Consider the following 18,190-nt stretch of genomic DNA (forward strand, 5'->3'; position numbering starts at 1 on the left):
GGTGTGCGCCCATGCTATCGCAAGTAGGCGGGGCGATCGCGCCGCGCCCCACGCAAGCATGGTCCAACTTACCTCCAGCCCAGGCCGAGGCTCTTCTGCAGCGATACGTAGTCCTTGAGCAGGTCGGCCTGGCCTTCGACAAGGTTCTGCTGCGCACTGAATTGCGTGCGCTGCACGTCCATCAGATCGATAAGCGAGGAAGCGCCGGCGCTGTAGCGCTGGTGCATCAGCGCCTCGGAGCGATTGGCAGACGCTTCGATCTGCGTCATGCGCTGCACGCTCTCCCGCTGATGCCCGTAACGCGACAGTGCGTTGTTGGCGTCCTGCAAGGCAGCGAGCACGGTCTGGGTGTAGTTGGCGGCTGCCTCGTCACGGCCTGCTTCCGCCTGGCGAATGCTGCTCTTGGTGCGGCCGAAATCGAACACGTTCCACTGCAGATAAGGCACGCCTGCCCAGGTCAACGCACTTTTCCTGGACAGGTCAGCGGGGCTGATGCCGCTGGTCCCAAGAAAGCCCAGCAATGTCACCTTGGGAAATAGATCGGCCGTGTGCTGACCGATCTGCGCGTTGCTCGACGCCAGCCGCCGTTCGGCAGCGCGGATGTCCGGACGTTGCTTCAGCAAAGTAGCTGGATCGTCGATCGGCACCGTTGCGGGCAGCCCTGGCAGAGCTGCAGGCTTCGACAGCTGCGCATCGAGCGCGCCAGGCGCCTGGCCGGTGAGTACGGCCAACTGATCCAGGGATTCGGTGATCTGCTCATCGAGCGGAATCAACGTGGCCCGCGTGTTTTCGACTTGCGTGGTCTGCCGCTCGACATCCGCATCGGCAGCGACGCCACGCTCGCGTCGCTGCTGCACCAGCACGAGGGTTTTCTGCGCCAGTTCGGTGGACTGGTTGGCCAACACCAGACGTTGCTGCTGGTCGCGCAGACCGATATAGGCCTGCGCCACTTCAGCCGCCAACGAAACCTGTGCGTCGGCGAAGTCCGCCTCGACCGCATCGGCCTGGGCGGACGCGGACTCCGTCGCGCGCCGTATGCCGCCGAACAAGTCCAGTTCCCAGGAGGCGTCGAAGTCGGCCGTGTAGAGCTGCACGGGCCCGCGGCCGTGTCCGCCGGATGTACTTGCCTGCTGGCCGTCTTGCGTCGAGCTGCTGGACGACGATTGCAGAATCGACAGATCCGGCTCGCGCGTGCGCACGGCTGCCGCAGCCACCGACACGCTGGGCAAGGCCTTGGTGCGCTGCTGCAGCAGTTGTTCGCGCGATTGCCGCAGGCGCGCCTGCGCCGACTGCAGGTTGGGATTGTGGGCGATGGCCGTTTCGATCAGTGCGTTCAGCTGCGGATCGTTGAGTGAGGTCCACCACTGGCTGGGCGCCGGCGTGGGCGCCAGGCCCGTCGATGGCGCGCGCACGAAGGTCTGGGCGTCTTCGCCCGGCACCGCTGGCGCACCGCGGTAATTGGGCCCGACGGTGCAGCCGGCAAGCAGGGTGACGGAAACGGCAAACCCCAACAGCACGCCGCGTGTCTTGCGAACTTCCCAGATCATCATTGGCAGTATCCTCAATGGCCCGACGCTGCCGGCGCGTGGTGGCTCGGCGTCTTCAGCAGCAAGGCGAGCGGCACACAGCAAAGCAAGGCGATGCCAAGCACGTAAAAGATTTCCGAATACGTCATCACCAGCGCCTGTTGCTGGATCTGCGCGGCCAGCTGTCCCAGCGCGCGCATGTGCGAGTAAGCCATGTCGCCGGTATCGGCAAACCCCTTCGCCGCATTGGCGGCGAGGCGTTCCTGCCCAAGCAGGGAATTGGCGGAGAGCGACTCGCGGATGGTGGCCACGTGAAAGGTGTTACGCCTGTCGATCACCGTGCCGATGATGGCAAGACCGATCGATCCGCCCAGGTTGCGCGCCATGTTGTAGATGCCCGCCGCGTCGCCCGACTCCTCGCGCGTCACGGCCGCCATGGAGGCCTGGTTCAAGGGCATCATCGCCAGCATCTGGCCGGCGCCGCGTACCAGCTGCGACCAGAAGAAGTCATCGCCGACGGATTGCGCCGTCAGGTGAATGTCGAGCATGCAACTGCCCACGAAGCACAGCAGCCCGGTGATCACCAGCACGCGATAGTCCACCTTGCCGAGCAGGCGCGGCAGTATCGGCATCATCAGGAAGGCGGGCACACCGGAGACCAGCATCACCCAGCCGGACTGCTCCGCGTTGTAGCCGGCGATGATGCCGAGGAACTGCGGGATCACGTAGATCACGCCGTACAGCGCCGCGCCCACCACCAGCACGATGAAGATCACGCTGGCATAGCGTGGATTCTTCAGCAGGCTCAATCGCATCACCGGCTTTTGCGCGGTGAATTGCGAGATGGCAATCAACACCATGCCGGCCAACGACAGCAGGCTGAGCCAGATGATCATCGGCGACTCGAACCAACGCTCGCGCTGACCTTCCTCCAGCACCACCGTGAGCGAACTGAGGCCGATGGAGAGTCCGAACACGCCCAGCCAGTCGGCTTTTCTCAGCGCCTCCCAATGCGGCTTGTCCGAGGGCAGCCCCGCGACCAGCAGCGTGATCAAACCAATGCACACAGGCAGATTGATGAAGAAGCACCAGTTCCAGCTGATGTTCTCCGTGAGCCAGCCGCCCAGGACAGGCCCCAGCAGCGGGCCCAGCAACACAATGAGGCCGAACGCCGTCATGCCGATGGGCATCTGCGACATCGGCAGGCGGCTGCGGATGATGGTCTGCGCGGTCGGGATCATCGCGCCGCCGGTCAGGCCCTGGCCGATGCGTCCCGCGATCATCATCATCAGCGTGGTCGACACGCCGCACACCATCGAGAACAGGATGAACAGTACGGCGCAGCCGAGCAGGAAGTTGCGCAGGCCGAACACCCGCGTCAGCCACGCCGCCAGCGGGATGATCACGATCTCCGACATCAGGTAGCCGGTGGAAATCCACGTACCTTCGGTGCCGGTCGCGCCGATTTCGCCCTGGATCTGCGGCAACGCCGAGTTGGTGATGGAAATGTCGAGCGTCGCCATCAACGCACCCAGTGAGCCGGCGGCGACGGCGATCCAGTCCGCGACGCTGGCGCGTTCGGGATGACTGGCGGGCGCGGCGGCCTCAGCCATGACGGCCTTCCGCGTCGTCATGCGCCTGGCGCGTATCCACCTTCACCGTGACCGACAGGCCCGGCACCAGCAGCTTGCGCGTCTGTTCGTCGACATCCAGGCGAATGCGCACCGGCACGCGCTGCACGATCTTGGTGAAGTTGCCGGTGGCGTTTTCCGGCGGCAGCAGCGCGAACTCGGCGCCCGTGCCTGGCGCAAAACTCTCCACCACGCCCTGCAGGTCGGCGTCGGGCAACGCATCAACGCGGATGCTCGCGTGTTGCCCCGCGCGCATCTTGCCGATCTGGGTTTCCTTGAAATTGGCGATGAGATAGATGCCTTCCACCGGCACGACGGTCATCATCCGCATGCCGGGCTGCGCATACTGGCCAACGCGAACCGTGCGATCACCCACGCGGCCCGGCAACGAACTGCGGATCAGGGTGTCGCCCAGATCAAGCTTCGCCTGGCGTGTCGATGCCTGCGCGGCCTCCAGCTGGGCCCGCGCCTGCGCGATCTGCGCGTCGAGATCGGCAACCTTCGCCTGCGCCTGATCAAGCGCGGCGGTATCCGCCGCCAAGGTGGCCTGGGCCTGGTCGCGGTTGCTGGTCAACACCGACATCTGGTCGCTGCTTTCCGCGCCGGATGCGGTCAAGGGGGCGTAGCGATGCACTTCGTCATCTGCATGATGCTGGTTGACCTTCGCCACCAAAAGCTGGGCCTTGGCCTGCTCGATCGCCGCGCGCTGTTGCAACAGCGCGGCCTGCGCACGCTGGATGTCGGCCTGACGCGCGTCCACCGTGGCCTGCGCCTGATCCATCGCCGCCTGATACTGGCGTCCGTCCAGGCGCACCAGCGGATCGCCGACTTTGACCGTGGCGTTGTCGCCGACGTAGACGTCCGTGACGTAGCCGTTGACCTTGGGCGCCACCGTCATGCTGTCGGCGCGCAGATAGGCGTCGTCGGTGCTCTGCATGAAGCGGCCGACCACCCACCAATAACCCAGCGCCAGCAAGGCGATGACGCCGAGCACCAGGCCAACGGGAAGCAGAATCTTGCCCGCCCTGGATCGCCGCGACGGCGGCTGGGCGGGATCTTTCGAGACATGGCCGGGCGTGGATCCGGTTGAGGCAGGCATGGGAAGTCGTCCAATGTATTCCAACTGGAAGATTTATTCCGATTGGAATACTTTTGTCAAATGTTATATTGCACCGCCGTCAGCAGGAGACGAATGCATGAGCCAACCCAAGCGCCCCCGACGCGCCCCGGCGGGAGGTTATGCGCGCGGTGATGAAACGCGTCAGCGCATCATCGACGCGGCGATCCGGCTGTTCGGCGAACATGGGTTTGCGGGTGCATCGACGCGCGACATCGCGGCGGCGGCGGGAGTGAACCCACCGGCGCTGCAGTACTACTTCGAGAGCAAGGAAGGGGTTTACAACGCCTGCGCCCAGTTCATCACCGATGACCTGCTCAGCCGCTTCGAACCTTCCATGCAACACGCCGCCGCCGTACTGAAAGGCGAAGGCAGCGTGCAAGAGCTGATCGATGCGTTCCTGCGCATCTACGAGATCGGCCTCGACATGATGCTGACGGATACCCATATGTCGGACCGTCGCCTGTTCGCGGCACGCGACATGGCCGGCGACGAACCGCTCGCCACCTCCAAGCTGCTTGAGCAGCGGCTAAAGCAGCCGCTTCACAAACTGCGCCTGAGCCTGCTCGCGCGCATCGCCGGCACCACCACGCGCGATCCGGTGGTTCGCATTCGCCTGCTGACGCTCAAGGGCCAGATCATGAGCTTCTTTCCACCCGCTGGTGCCTGCGTCGATTTCCTGGGCTGGAAGGAAATTGACGCCAACAAAAGCGCGCTGATCAAGAAAACCGTCATCGAGCAGACGCGCACGCTGCTGGAGAGCTGGAGCCGTCGCTGAGCGATGGTGGCGTTTTCCCGCGTGTTCTGGCGAAGCCTGCTTTGGATCGAACGCGGATTCTCGGTTAGATATTCCACACGCCAACCGAAAGGCCTCAATCACTCCTCGACGCACGGCAGGCGGCGGCCTTCCACATCAGGTAGCCAAGCGAGATCGCAATGCTGGCGCCGACAACCGCCACCGAAGTGACTCTTGCGAACTCCTTCGGAGCGAATGCCCACAGCGCGGCCCACGCCAGGAACGCCAGCGTCATTGCCCAACTGCTGACCCGCCTGACCGCTTGCGCCAACGTCGCGTGGCGGAGGGAGCGAGGCGGTGGTCCATACATCTTCGGGATGAGGTTGCTGTAGGCCGCAAAGGCGAGACCGAGGATGACGTTGAACGCACGTTCGACCATCGCTCCGTCGAGCCACCCCTGGCTGCGGGCCAGTGCCAGCAGCGAGGCGGCACCGATCATCACTATCCCGAGCTTGAGGCCCAGGACGATGTCCTGCCTGATGCGCGGATGGAGTTTCTCACTCATTCGTCGGCTCCTTCTCGGGTTTCTTCAGGGCGGGCAACACCCGCGGATTCCGCAGCCCTGCGCTCTCCAGTGCCGATGCCGAACAGCCGGCTGAAGCCCAGCAGGGCGTCTTCCAGCACAGACAACTTCAACTGGTAGAGGATGCTGGTGCCGATCTTGTTGGCCTCGATCAGGTCAGCCTCGCGTAGCACCGCGAAATGCGCCGACATGGTCGGCCGCGACACGGGGAAATGTTCCGACAGCTCGCCCGCAGTCATCGGGCGCTGCCGCAGCAGCTCCAGTACCTTGCGGCGGGTAGGGTCGGCCAGGGCTTTGAAGACGGCGCTCATGATCGTTATTTAGCTAAATATCTAAATTCTAGTCAAGTAAAATTTCGATGATTGGCTAAATGACGATAAGTACGGGTATTCCCAAGGGAAACGCGCGCCGTTCCCCGGCCCAAGGCGAAGCCGCCGGGGCTTTCTCATCCGTTCGCCGCAACGCCCGCAACCCGCGACTGGTCACAAGTGACCGCAAGCATTGGTCACTTCGTGTACCGAGCGCCGGGTACACGACCGCGCAAAAAAATGTCCGCTTCCTGGTCGAAGAAGCGGACATTCAGTCCTGGGGCTCTGCTAAATCCGAAGAGCGATCAAAGGCCCGCCGCGATATCGATGACGACACCACTGGAGATGAGCGTCAGATAGAACTGCCCTTCATCTGCGCGCACCCAGCGGTAACCGGGTTCCGGGCGGCGCAGGTGATAGCGTGTGTAGTCGGTGACGTAGTACTCACGCGCGTAGTAGTGGTCCGGCAAGCGGCCACCCTTCTTGTACCACCCCTTGTGCTTGCCGTTGTCGTGGCGACCCTCGTCCTTGGGATTGTGGCCGTGGCCGTGATCGTCGTCCCAGTGCTTGTCGTTGTCATGGCCGTGATCGCCCAGGGGCAACGCAACAGCCAGTCCGTTGCCGACCAGCAAGGTGGCTGCGATGAGAAAGGAGAAAGCACGCTTCATGTTGGGCCCGTACACGAGGAGAAAAGGATGGGTGGACTCCGCAAGGACCCGCGGCCTCTTTCAGCAGATATTTGCGATCCGGAGACAACATCGCACAAAAATGTGCGAGCTGCGCCAACCATCAAACACAAGAAAGAGCATCCATTCACGGAATCGGCAAACGACTGAAGACGGCCCGATGCGAGAACCGGACGCCGAAGCGCGGGCGCTCGCACCTTGCCTGACCTGATGACCGCCTATAATTCCCGCACATGACTTCCCGGCAAACCCGATGACCGAACCGCTACGCCTCGCCAAACATGTCGCCGCGCTGGCCCAGTGCTCGCGACGCGAAGCGGAGATGTATATCGAAGGTGGTTGGGTGCGCGTGGACGGCCAGATCGTCGAAGAGCCGCAGTTCAAGGTGCTGGAACAGCGCATCGAGATCGATCCGCACGCCAAGCTCGAACCTGCCGAACCGGCCACGCTGGTACTGCACAAGCCTGCCGGCGCCTCCGTCGACCAGGCACGCGCGTTGATTCTCGCGGAAAGCCACTCCACCGAAGACGCCACCGGCATTCGCCTGCTCAAGCGACACTTCGCGCGACTGGAATCGCCGCTGTCGTTGCCCGATCAAGCCAGCGGCCTGGTGGTATTCACCCAGGACTGGCGGGTAAAGCGTCGCCTCGAAGAGGATTTCGACCGCATCGAGCAGGAGATGGTGGTTGAAGTGGCGGGCACGCTGGCGCCGAACGGTCTGGCCATGCTCAATCACGGCCTCAGCTTCGACAACTACGCGCTGCCGCCAATCAAGGTGAGCTGGCAGAACGAAACCCACCTGCGCTTTGCGCTGAAGCGGATTGCGCCCGAGAAGATCGAGCGCATGTGCAACGCCGTCGGGTTGAAGGTGCTGGCGATGAAACGCATCCGCATCGGCCGTATTCCCATGTCCCGACTGCAGCCGGGTCAGTGGCGTTACCTGGCGGCTACGGATCGCTTCTGATTTTCTGAAGATCCATCGAAGCGCCCTGCACCCACGGTTTCACGCGCAAGCACGGACTCAAACAAAAACGGGCCACCCGCAGGCAGCCCGTTTCGCAGCATCTCGCAAGCGGCGCTTACTTGTCCGGCGATGCGCCAGCCGAGGCAACCTTCTGCCCTGCAGCCGCCACCTTGGTGCTGCGTGCAGTGGTGGCGGGACAGGTCGCGCCCTTTTTCTTCTTCGAGCACGTCGCCGCGCTGGCAACGGTATCCGGCTTGGAACCGCGGCGATGATGACGACGCGACGCCGGCGTGGCATCGGCCAGGGCGGTACCCTTGGCTGCAACGCTGCCCTTGGTGCGGCGCCCCTTGCCACCGACGGCGGCAGGCGCTTCGCCAGCCTGGGCGATCAACGCGGCGGGCGTTTCCTGGTTCTCGAAGCCATCGTCGAGCAGGCGCGCCATCAGCCTGTCGCGCGCGGAGGCCGTGCGGCCGCCCATCACCACGGAGAACAGGCGGCGCCCATCCTTCACCGCGGTGGAAGCAAGGTTGAAGCCCGAGGCGTTGGTGAAGCCGGTCTTCAGGCCGTCCATGCCCGGGTACTTGTCCATCAGGTTGTTGTGCCCGCGCACGAGGTGACCGCGGAACATGAAGTCCTTGGTCGAGAACAGGTGCGCGTACTGCGGGAAGTCGTGGTACAGCGCCATGGCCAGCTTGCTCATGTCGCGGGCCGTGGTGGTGTCTTCCGGATCGGGCAGGCCCGAGGCGTTGGCAAAGCGGGTGTTGCTCATGCCCAGCAGCTGGGCCTGGGCATTCATCATCTCGACGAAATGGCTTTCGGAACCGCCCAGGCCTTCGGCGACCACGGTGGCGGCATCGTTGGCCGACTTGGTGATCATGCCGAGCACACAGTCTTCGACCGTGATGGTCTGGCCGTTGCGCAGGTCGAGCTTGGTCGGCGCCTTGGCGGCAGCCCACGAGGAAACCGGAAGCTCCTGGTCCATCTTGAGCGTGCCGTTCTCGATGGCCTGGAAGGCGAGGTACATCGTCATCATCTTGGCCAGCGACGCGGGATGATTCGGCTCATCGGCGTTCACGGCGGTGATGACCTGGCCATCGGCCTCATTGATGACGATGGCGGCGTAGCCGGCATGAGCCACGCTGGCGAACCCGCCGGCGACGCTCATCAGCAGCGCTAGCAGGCCTTGGCGCCAGGTTGCTCCCCTGGCCTGCGTGTTGGACTTGATAGCCACCCCAGTTCCTCGCTTCAACCGGCGTTACAAACCCTGAACCGCAGCAACATCGCCACGGGTCCAGACAATACTTGAATTAGGTCACATAAGTCCATGTTTCCATGGACGATAAAACGATGACGGCGCCCCGGCGCCGTCATAACGTAGATTTCACCGTGAAAGTGACGTCTACGCGTCAAGCGAGTGTGCCCTCAATTGCCCTATGGCGAAAGGCTTATTTGCAGGTAGGCGCCATCTTTTTTCGTTAAAAAACAATTCCTCAGCCAGCCCTTCGCCCCACGCAGGGACGCTACTTTTACCCGCCTGCCCTTTCCCTATCGGCAGGCGGGAAGCGGCATTGAGGGGCAAAGCGAACGATTGCCACGACGCATCGCCTAAAATGGTGGGATGTCCCTGATACAACTCCAGCGCGTCGACTTCAGCATCGGCGGCCCCCTCCTGCTCGAACATGTCGACCTCTCCATCGAGGCGAACGAGCGCGTGTGCATCGTCGGTCGCAACGGCGAAGGCAAATCCACCCTGATGAAGCTCATCGCCGGCGAACTGCATGCCGACGATGGCGAAGTGCGTGTGCAAAACGGCGTGGTCGTTGCGCGCATGGCGCAGGAGGTGCCGCAAGACACCGCCGGCAGCGTGTTCGATGTGGTCGCGCAAGGTCTCGGCGATCTCGGCCAATTGCTTGCGCGCTATCACCACGCACTCGCCGAAGGCGACATGGATACGCTCGGCGACGTGCAATCGCAGATCGAAGCGCAACACGGCTGGGATCTCGATCGTCGCGTCACCGATGTGCTCACCCGCCTGGAACTGCCGGGCGACACCGATTTCGCCGCGCTTTCCGGTGGCATGAAGCGCCGCGTACTGCTGGCGCAGGCGCTGGTGCGCAAGCCGGACGTGTTGCTGCTCGACGAGCCGACCAACCATCTCGACATCGAAGCCATCGGCTGGCTGGAAGCGTTCTTGCGCCAGTTCGAAGGCAGCATCATCTTCATCACGCATGACCGCAGTTTTCTTCGTGCGCTCGCCACGCGTATCGTGGAGATCGATCGCGGCCAACTCACCGATTGGCCCGGCGACTACGACAACTACCTGCGCCGCCGCGAAGAACGCCTGCATGCCGAAGCGCAGGCCAACGCGCACTTCGACAAGAAGCTGGCACAGGAAGAAGTGTGGATCCGCCAGGGCATCAAGGCGCGCCGCACGCGCAACGAAGGCCGCGTGCGCGCGCTGAAGGCGCTGCGCGTGGAGCGTTCGCAGCGCCGCGAACTGTCCGGCAACGTCAAGATGACGATGGCCAACGCGCAGGCCTCGGGCAAGAAGGTGATCGACCTGGAACACGTGCACCAGAGCTACGGCGGACGCGTGCTGATCGAAAACCTGAGCACCACCATCATGCGCGGCGACCGCGTCGGCATCATCGGCCCCAACGGCGCAGGCAAGAGCACGCTGCTGAAGATCATGCTGGGCGAACTCAAGCCCGAGCGCGGCCACGCCACGCTCGGCACCGGCATCCAGATTGCCTACTTCGACCAGCACCGCGTGCAGCTCAACGACCAGCTCAATGCGCTGGACAACGTGGCCGAAGGCCGCGAGTACATCGAACTCAACGGCACGCGCAAGCACATCATCGGCTACCTGCAGGACTTCCTGTTCTCGCCGGAACGCGCCCGTGCGCCGATCACCCGCCTGTCGGGCGGCGAGCGCAATCGCCTGTTGCTCGCCAAGCTGTTCGCGCAGCCGTCCAACCTGTTGGTGATGGACGAACCCACCAATGACCTCGATGTGGAAACGCTGGAGCTGCTCGAAGAACTGCTGACCGAATACCAGGGCACGCTGCTGCTTGTTTCGCATGACCGCGAGTTTCTGGACAACGTCGTTTCCAGCACGCTGGTACTCGAAGGCCACGGCAAGATCGGCGAATACGTGGGCGGCTATACCGACTGGCTGCGCCAGCGCCCTGCTCCACTGGCGCCTTCCATCAAGAGCCTCGAAAGCAAGGCGGCGGCCACAGCCGTTGCGGCGGCGCCCGCCGCGGAGGCAAAGCGCAAGCTGAGCTACAAGGACGCGCGCGAACTGGAACAGTTGCCTGGTCGCATCGAGAAGCTGGAAGCCGACATCGCCGCGCGCAGCGAAGCGATGAACGATCCGGACTTCTTTCGCCAGGACAACGCTGCCGTCGTCAAGGCGAACGAAGCGCTATCCAAGCTGCAAGCCGAGCTGGATACGGCTTACGCGCGCTGGGCGGAATTGGACGGCTGAGCTTGCCTGCGTCGCGCACATCGTGCGCGACTGCCTCCCTCTCAACCCGTGTTCTGCAGGCCCTGGGACACACCGTTCACGCACGCCACCAGCGCCGTGAGCAACGCCTCGTCGCTCTCGCCACCTTCACGCCAGCGCTTGAGCAGATCCACCTGCAGCAGGCTCATCGGATCGACGTAGGGATTGCGCAGGTCGATTGAGGTGGCCAGGCGCGGCGCGTTCTGCAGCAGGCTGTCGTTGTGCTTCAGTTGCATCAGCCAATGACGCGTGCGTTCAAATTCCTCGCGGATCAGCCCGAAGAACGGCTCGTGCAGCGGGCCGGCCAACTTGGAGAAGGCTTCGGCAATGCCGAGGTCGCTCTTGGCGAGCACCATCGACACATCGTCCAGCATGTTGGCGAAGAAGGGCCAGTCGTGCGCCATCTCGGACATCGCCTGCTCGCCGTATTCGGCCGCACCGAACTCCAGCGCGGTGCCCAGCCCGTACCAGCCGGGAAGAATCGAGCGGCACTGCGTCCACGCGAACACCCATGGAATGGCGCGAAGATCCTGCACACCGCGCATGCTGCGCCGGCGCGACGGACGCGAGCCCAGCGTCATGCGCTCGATCACGTCGATGGGCGTGGCCGAGCGGAAGTAGTCGACGAAACCGTCGCGATCGACGAACGCGCGATAGTGTTCGCGGCTGCGCGCGGCAAGCAGGCTCATGCGTTCGCGCCACTCGTCCTCGCGCGCCTCCTGCGTGCGGGGACGCAAGGACGCGCGCAGCACCGCACCCACGGTCTGTTCCAGATTGCGTAGCGCCAGCGCGCGGATGCCGTACTTGCGATGGATCACCTCGCCCTGCTCGGTGACGCGCAGCACACCTGCTACCGAGCCGCGCGGCGACGACATCAGGGCCGGTGTGATGCGCGATCCGCCACGACTCGCCGAGCCGCCGCGACCGTGGAAGAACGAGAGGCGAATGCCCGCCTCCGCCGCCACGTCGAGCAACTCCACCTGCGCACGCTGCAAACCCCAGCGCGATGCCAGCGTGCCGCCATCCTTGCCGCTGTCGGAATAGCCGAGCATCACCCACTGGCGATTGCCGCGCGAGGCGAGATGATCGCGATAGATGGGATCGTCGAGCAACGCACGCAGCGTGGCCGGCGCATTCGTCAGGTCGTCCACGGTTTCGAACAACGGCGCCACGTCCAACGGAACGCGCCCCTCCTTGGTGAGGCCGCCATAGCGAGCCAGCGCCAATACGGCGAGCACGTCGACCGCCGAGCGCGCCATGCTGATGATGTACAGGCCCAGCGCCTCCGCGCCGTAACGGCCGCGCGATTCGCGCAATGTCGCAAACACGTCGTGCAATGCGGTGGCAGCAGCGTCGTCGCTGCTCGGCAGGACCTCGTCGCCGCCAGCATAAGGGCGCAACCGCTCCGCACGCTCGGCGAGGTCGCGTGTGAACCAGCCGTCGTCCTTCAACAACTGGCTGAGTGCCTCATCATGCACGCGCGAATCCTGGCGAACGTCGAGGCGCGCGAGATGAAAACCAAAGGTGCGCACGCGCCAGATCAGTCGACGCACGGCATAGGCGCCGGCGTGCAAACCGCGATGATCGATCAGGCTGACCGCGATCAGGCGCAGGTCATCCAGCAGTTCGTCGGTCGAGGTGTAGCCTTCCGGGTGATCGTCTTCCAGCGTGGCCTGCAGCCGCGCGCCGATGATGGTGAGCAGGCTGCGGTATGGCATGTCGGCGTGGCGCGGGCGCACCTTGGCGGCAGCCTCGGGAAAGCGAACGCGATAGTCGAACAGGCGATGGGCCAGATTGCTGCCCACGTCCACGCGATCCTCGGTCTGGCTCAGCAGACGCGAGAGGCCGGCGATGTCCTCGATGTAATGCTCAAGCACATGCGCGCGCTGCGTGGACAGGCTGTTGGCGATGGTGGCGGCACCAACATTGGGATTGCCATCCATGTCGCCACCGACCCAGGTGGCGAAACTCAGCAGGCGCGGAATCGGCACGGCCACGCCATAGACTATTTGCAGCGCATCGGCGAGCGATTCGTACAAGGCCGGTACGATGCGATAGATGGGATTGGCGAGGTAGAAGCCGACGTGATGATGCTCGTCCTGCACGCTGGGACTCACCGACGATGCTTCGGCGGTCTGCCAGCCGGCGCTCAGCGCCATGAAGATGCGGTCGTCGTCTTCCTTGCGTTCCTGCGGCGTGCGCGTGGGGTCGAAGTTGTCGACCAACGCGCGCACGATGGACTGTTCCTTTTCCAACAGTGAACGGCGCACGGCTTCGGTGGGATGCGCGGTGAAAACTGGTTCCACCTGTAACCGTTCCAGCCATTCGATCAGCTCGCCCGCTTCCACGCCTTGCGCCTTCAGGCGCGTCAGCACGTCGAGCAGCGATTCGGGTTGCGGTGCGCCGCCTTCGCGCTGGTAGTCGCGGCGACGGCGGATGCGATGGATGCGCTCGGCGATGTTCACCGCCTGGAAATACGTGGCGAAGGCGCGCGCCAACGATTCGGCCTTGCCCGTTTCCAGGCCGGTGAGCAGGCCGCCCAGCACGTCGAGTGGTGCGTTTTCCACGCGACGTTCGATGGCGGCGGTGCGGATGCGCTCGACTTCGTCGAGGAAGTCCGGGGAAATCTGCTCGGCCAGCATGTTGCCGACCAGGGTGCCGAGGCGGCGGACGTCTTCGCGCAGTGGCGCGTCGTGCGGAGAGAACTCAGGACTGCGGTGCTGGTTCATCGATGCCACGTTGCGGATGTCTGGACGTCCAAGACTACCCCAAGCGGAGAAGATTTGTGCATCGCCGCAAATGCATTCGGCGACATCAAGAAAACGGGGCGCTCAAGGCGCCCCGTTTTCTTCAACTCCAAACATCGGTCATGGCTTGGCGGCAAGCTTGTCCGCAGGCTTGGCCTGCTTCACGTACGTTTCCAGCCAGTTGTTCATCTCCGCCAGCATCTGCATGATCGACTCGCGAGCGCGATACGCGTGCGCTTCGTTCGGCAGCAACACCAATCGCGTCGTGCCACCCAGGCCCTTGATGGCGGCGTACATGCGCTCGCTCTGGATCGGGAACGTGCCGGAGTTGTTGTCCTGTTCGCCATGGATCATCAGCAGCGCGTCCTTGATGTGATCCGCGTAGTTGAACGGCGACATGGTGTTGTAGACGTCCGGCGCTTGCCAGTAATTGCGTTCTTCCGCCTGGAAACCGAACGGCGTGAGCGTGCGGTTGTACGCGCCGCTGCGCGCGATGCCGGCCTTGAACAGGCGCGTATGCGCGAGCAGGTTGGCCGTCATGAACGCGCCATAGGAATGGCCGCCCACGGCGATGCGGTTGCGATCGGCCACGCCACGGCGCACCACTTCATCCACCGCCGCTTCCGCACTGGCCACGAGCTGAGGGATGTAGGTGTCGTTGGGTTCCTTGCTGCCCTCGCCCACGATAGGTACGGAGAAATTGTCCAGCACCGTGTAGCCCATGGTGAGGAAGGCCTGCGGGCCCCAGTAGCTAATGCGGTTGAAGCGGTACGGCGAATCAGTGACCTGCCCTGCCGCATCCGCCGATTTGAACTCGGCCGGATAAGCCCACATCAGCATCGGGCGCGGGCCATCCTTCTTCGGATCGTAGTTGGGCGGCAGGTACAAGGTGGCGGTGAGTTCCACGCCATCCTTTCGCTTGTAACGAATCTGCTCCTTCTTCACGCCCTTCAGTTGCGGCAGCGGATTGGGAAAGTGGGTGAGCTCATGCAGCTTGCCGTTCGTCGCCAGCTCGCGCACGTAGTAGTTGGTCGGCTCGGTGGGCGATTCGCGCGAAATCAGCGCGCGCGTGCCTTCCGCGTCCAGCAATACCTGCGGGTCTTCGTAATAAGGCGCCTGCGACTGGAACAGGCGTGCGCTGGTGCCGGTCTTGAGGTTCACGCGATCGATGAACGGGCGGTCGCCTTCGGGCGACGCACCTTCGCCGAGGCGATAGATGTTCTGGCCATCGGCTGTAACGATGAGGCGTGCCTCGCCGTGCTCATCGGGCATCGTCGCGGGCGTGCCCGGATCCCGGTAACGATCTTCCGAGGAACCTTCCCGCAGCAAAGCCGGAGCCTGCGCGGGTTGATCGGGCGACACGCGCCATTCCTTCACATGACGCGTTTTCCACCAGAACTCATCGATGAGCGCCAGGCCGCCGTTGCCCCAGTACGCCCCGGCATAGCGACTGCCGAGTTTCGCCAGCGTCACCGGCGACTGGTCGAAGGGTGCCGACTGCATCTGCACGAGGTCGCGAATGTCTGCTGTGCGTGCGGGATCGCCGCCATCCTGCGCCTCGGCCCACACCAGCGTCGCCGGCGCATCGGCGCGCCAGGTGATGTCGCGCACGCCAGTGGGCACGGCATCATTGCCCGTGGGCAGACCTTCCACCAGCGGAAGGTGCGCAATTTCCTTCACCAGCTTGCCGTCGCGATCGAGCACTTCGATGCGACGCGGAAAGCTTTCCACCGGAACGAGGTAGGAGAACGGACGCTCCACGCGTTCGCGCAATAGATAGCGGCCATCGGGCGACGGCGCGATGGCCAGTGTCAGTGCGGGGTCGCCAAGCCTGGTGACCTTGCCATCGAGCGACACCAGCGCGGACTGCGAGCGCAGGTAATACTCGAACAGCCTGGCATCGTCTTCGTTGCGCAACATGTCCTGGTAGGTGCGGATGGCTTTCACGCCACCGCCGGCCTGCGTCTGCTGCGTGTCCGGGCCGGTCGGGATGATGCTGGCGACGGGCGCCGCGCCTTGCCCCTCCGGCTGCAACTGCACGAGCAGCTGCGAACTGTCCGGCATCCAGCGATAGCCGCGACCGGCCACGGTGTTCAACGGCAGCGTGATCAGGCGACGCGCCGAACGCGCGGCCACATCGACCACCCACAATTCGTTGGTGCCTTCGCGCGCATTGACCTGGTTGAAGGCGAGATAGCGCTGATCGGGCGACCACGACGAGGTGGCGATGGACAGCGGCTTCGGCAGGCCCTGCAGGCGGATCTCCTTGCCGCTGGCCACATCCATCAACCACAGGTCGCTACCGAATACGAAGCGGCTTTGTGCATAGGTACGCGGATTGATGCGCAGGCCGGCAAGTTTCAGTTCTGGCTGCGCCACCACGTCGATGCCCGGCAGCGCCGGCGTCTGGGTGAGCGCCAGCAGGTCGCGATGCGGGCTGATCGACAGCTGCGGTGGGCGCGGTGCATCCACCAGTGCCTGCAATGGCGCCGGCGGCGCGAGATAACCGGAGGCCGGCGTGGCAGCCGGCGCCGAGGCCCGCGTGTCCGCCAGCACCAGCGGTGATGCGGCCAGCAACAAGCCGGCAAGAATGAAACGTTGCAACGACTTATCCATGCGAGGCGACCCCTGTGTCATGACTCCTGCGACATTACCGCCTTGCCGCCCGGCGTAACCAGGCCATCGGTCATGGTTCGGCTGAATCGGCGTGCCGCCGCCCACGAAACCATCATCGAGGGACGCTATACTCATGCGTCCCGTCGAGGGGCGCTGCGACCGCGGCTCCGTGCACGCCTTGCGTGTTCCACGAACCCGGCCAGGCTCGACGGATTTTTCCTGTAACGGCGCCCGGACAACGATGCGGCTTTCATGCCGCAACACCCGGAGCTAAGCCTATGAATGCAGTTACCAAGGATTCCGCCCAGCAGGATTTCAAGGTCCGCGATATGTCGCTCGCCGAACTCGGCCGCCGTCGTATCCGCATGGCCGAAGAGGAAATGCCGGGCCTGATGCAGATCCGCGCCCGCTACGCCAAGGAAAAGCCGCTGAAGGGCGTGCGCCTGTCCGGCTCCCTGCACTGCACGAAGGAAACCGCCGTGCTCGCCGAGACCCTGCGCGAGCTGGGCGCCTCGGTGCGCTGGGCCTCGTGCAACATCTTCTCCACCCAGGACGACGTGGCCGCCGCACTGGCCGCCGGTGGCCTGCCGGTGTTCGCCTGGAAGGGCGAGACGCTGGAGGAATACTGGCAGTGCACGCTCGACATGCTCACCCACCCGGGTGAACTCGGCCCGCAGCTGATCGTGGACGACGGTGGCGACGCCACGCTGTTCATCCACAAGGGCGTGGAGCTGGAAGACGGCAGCGACTGGGTCAACACCCCCAGCGGCAACCACGAAGAGCAGGTCATCAAGGATCTGGTCAAGCGCACCGAAGCGGAGCGTCCGGGCTGGTTCAAGAAGATCGCCGCCGAATGGAAGGGCGTATCGGAAGAAACCACCACCGGCGTGCATCGCCTCTATCAGCTCGCCGAAGCCGGCAAGCTGCTGGTGCCGGCCATCAACGTCAACGACTCGGTGACCAAGAGCAAGTTCGACAATCTCTACGGCTGCCGCGAATCGCTGGCCGACGGCATCAAGCGCGCGACCGACCTGATGGTCGCCGGCAAGGTGGCCGTGGTGTGCGGCTACGGTGACGTGGGCAAGGGTTGCGCACATTCGCTCAAGGGTTTCGGCGCTCGCGTGATCGTGACCGAGATCGACCCCATCAACGCCCTGCAGGCGGCGATGGAAGGCTTCCAGGTCACCACCATCGAAGAGACGCTGGGCACCGGCGACATCTACGTCACCACCACCGGCAACAAGGACATCATCACGCTGGAACACATGGCGGCGATGAAGAACAACGCGCTGGTGTGCAACATCGGCCACTTCGACAACGAGATCCAGATGGATCGCCTCAACACCGCCAAGGGCGTGTCGCGCGAAACCATCAAGCCGCAGGTGGATCGTTACACGTTCGAGAAGTCGGGCCACAGCATCTACATGCTGGCCGAAGGCCGTCTGGTGAACCTGGGCTGCGCCCATGGCCACCCGAGCTTCGTCATGTCCAACAGCTTCTCCAACCAGACGCTGGCCCAGCTCGACCTGTGGGCGAACAAGGACTTCTACGACAAGACGGTCTATCGCCTGCCGAAGAAGCTGGACGAGGAAGTGGCTCGCCTGCACCTGGAGCAGATCGGCGTGAAGCTCACCAAGCTGACGCCGGATCAGGCCGCGTACATCGGCGTGCCGGTGGATGGTCCGTACAAGCCGGATCATTACCGCTACTGATCGCTCGCTTCGGGCACATCGAAAAGGCCGCCGAAAGGCGGCCTTTTTTTGCGTGG

Annotated in this window: 13 protein-coding genes and 1 riboswitch; of the genes, 4 read left to right on the forward strand and 9 right to left on the reverse strand. The window is 64.0% G+C overall.

Annotated elements, in window-relative coordinates; translation table 11 throughout:
- Positions 1–68 precede the first annotated feature (68 nt).
- Genes ABIC75_RS08915 through ABIC75_RS08925 form a run of 3 tightly spaced genes read right to left on the reverse strand, consistent with a single transcriptional unit; the run spans position 69 to position 4,256 of the window.
- Positions 69–1,550 carry an efflux transporter outer membrane subunit gene (locus ABIC75_RS08915; protein ID WP_354013481.1) on the reverse strand — a complete coding sequence of 494 codons (1,482 nt, stop codon included), beginning with the start codon at positions 1,548–1,550 and terminating at the stop codon, positions 69–71.
- Positions 1,551–1,561: 11 nt separating this feature from the next.
- Positions 1,562–3,160: an MDR family MFS transporter gene (locus tag ABIC75_RS08920; RefSeq protein WP_436407898.1), complete on the reverse strand. Its 1,599-nt coding sequence runs from the start codon at positions 3,158–3,160 to the stop codon at positions 1,562–1,564.
- Positions 3,132–4,256, reverse strand: a complete 1,125-nt coding sequence (locus ABIC75_RS08925) for an HlyD family secretion protein (protein WP_354013483.1) — start codon at positions 4,254–4,256, stop codon at positions 3,132–3,134. Before ABIC75_RS08925 ends, ABIC75_RS08920 begins: the two co-directional genes overlap by 29 nt.
- Between ABIC75_RS08925 and ABIC75_RS08930 the strand changes: the two genes are divergently transcribed.
- The gene (locus ABIC75_RS08930) at positions 4,234–5,052 is read left to right on the forward strand and encodes a CerR family C-terminal domain-containing protein (protein ID WP_354013484.1); all 819 of its coding nucleotides are present in this window, start codon (positions 4,234–4,236) and stop codon (positions 5,050–5,052) included. The two genes, ABIC75_RS08925 and ABIC75_RS08930, sit on opposite strands and share 23 nt — an antisense overlap.
- Before the next feature lie 94 nt (positions 5,053–5,146).
- Here ABIC75_RS08930 and ABIC75_RS08935 read toward each other — a convergent pair whose 3' ends face one another.
- The 3 genes from ABIC75_RS08935 to ABIC75_RS08945 form a co-directional block, all read right to left on the reverse strand.
- On the reverse strand, positions 5,147–5,575 hold the full coding sequence (locus ABIC75_RS08935; protein WP_354013485.1) for a hypothetical protein: 429 nt from the start codon (positions 5,573–5,575) through the stop codon (positions 5,147–5,149).
- Positions 5,572–5,904 carry an autorepressor SdpR family transcription factor gene (locus ABIC75_RS08940; protein ID WP_354013486.1) on the reverse strand — a complete coding sequence of 111 codons (333 nt, stop codon included), beginning with the start codon at positions 5,902–5,904 and terminating at the stop codon, positions 5,572–5,574. The genes ABIC75_RS08935 and ABIC75_RS08940 overlap by 4 nt, the downstream gene beginning before the upstream one ends.
- A gap of 302 nt (positions 5,905–6,206) precedes the next feature.
- Positions 6,207–6,569 (reverse strand): RcnB family protein, encoded by a 363-nt coding sequence (locus ABIC75_RS08945; protein ID WP_354013487.1) that lies wholly within the window; start codon positions 6,567–6,569, stop codon positions 6,207–6,209.
- A 271-nt stretch (positions 6,570–6,840) separates the two neighbouring features.
- On the opposite strand from ABIC75_RS08945, the gene ABIC75_RS08950 reads away from it, so the two are divergent.
- Positions 6,841–7,551, forward strand: a complete 711-nt coding sequence (locus tag ABIC75_RS08950; protein ID WP_354013488.1) for an rRNA pseudouridine synthase — start codon at positions 6,841–6,843, stop codon at positions 7,549–7,551.
- Between the two features lie 115 nt (positions 7,552–7,666).
- On the opposite strand, the gene ABIC75_RS08955 is transcribed toward ABIC75_RS08950, so the two are convergent.
- Complete coding sequence (locus ABIC75_RS08955; protein ID WP_354013489.1) at positions 7,667–8,782, reverse strand: D-alanyl-D-alanine carboxypeptidase family protein; 1,116 nt, start codon at positions 8,780–8,782, stop codon at positions 7,667–7,669.
- A 387-nt stretch (positions 8,783–9,169) separates the two neighbouring features.
- On the opposite strand from ABIC75_RS08955, the gene ABIC75_RS08960 reads away from it, so the two are divergent.
- The gene (locus ABIC75_RS08960; RefSeq protein WP_354013490.1) at positions 9,170–11,041 is read left to right on the forward strand and encodes an ATP-binding cassette domain-containing protein; all 1,872 of its coding nucleotides are present in this window, start codon (positions 9,170–9,172) and stop codon (positions 11,039–11,041) included.
- Positions 11,042–11,082: 41 nt separating this feature from the next.
- On the opposite strand, the gene ppc is transcribed toward ABIC75_RS08960, so the two are convergent.
- Positions 11,083–13,788, reverse strand: coding sequence for a phosphoenolpyruvate carboxylase (ppc, locus tag ABIC75_RS08965; RefSeq protein WP_354013491.1), 2,706 nt, complete (start codon positions 13,786–13,788; stop codon positions 11,083–11,085).
- 138 nt (positions 13,789–13,926) lie between these two features.
- A complete protein-coding gene (locus tag ABIC75_RS08970; protein WP_354013492.1) occupies positions 13,927–16,422 on the reverse strand; it encodes a S9 family peptidase in 2,496 nt (831 codons plus the stop codon).
- 139 nt (positions 16,423–16,561) lie between these two features.
- Positions 16,562–16,662: riboswitch (S-adenosyl-L-homocysteine riboswitch) on the forward strand.
- A gap of 38 nt (positions 16,663–16,700) precedes the next feature.
- On the opposite strand from ABIC75_RS08970, the gene ahcY reads away from it, so the two are divergent.
- Positions 16,701–18,134 carry an adenosylhomocysteinase gene (ahcY, locus tag ABIC75_RS08975; RefSeq protein WP_354013493.1) on the forward strand — a complete coding sequence of 478 codons (1,434 nt, stop codon included), beginning with the start codon at positions 16,701–16,703 and terminating at the stop codon, positions 18,132–18,134.
- Positions 18,135–18,190 lie beyond the last annotated feature (56 nt).

Origin of the sequence: Dyella japonica (assembly GCF_040545895.1) — a bacterium.
Taxonomy (GTDB): Bacteria; Pseudomonadota; Gammaproteobacteria; order Xanthomonadales; family Rhodanobacteraceae; genus Dyella; species Dyella japonica_D.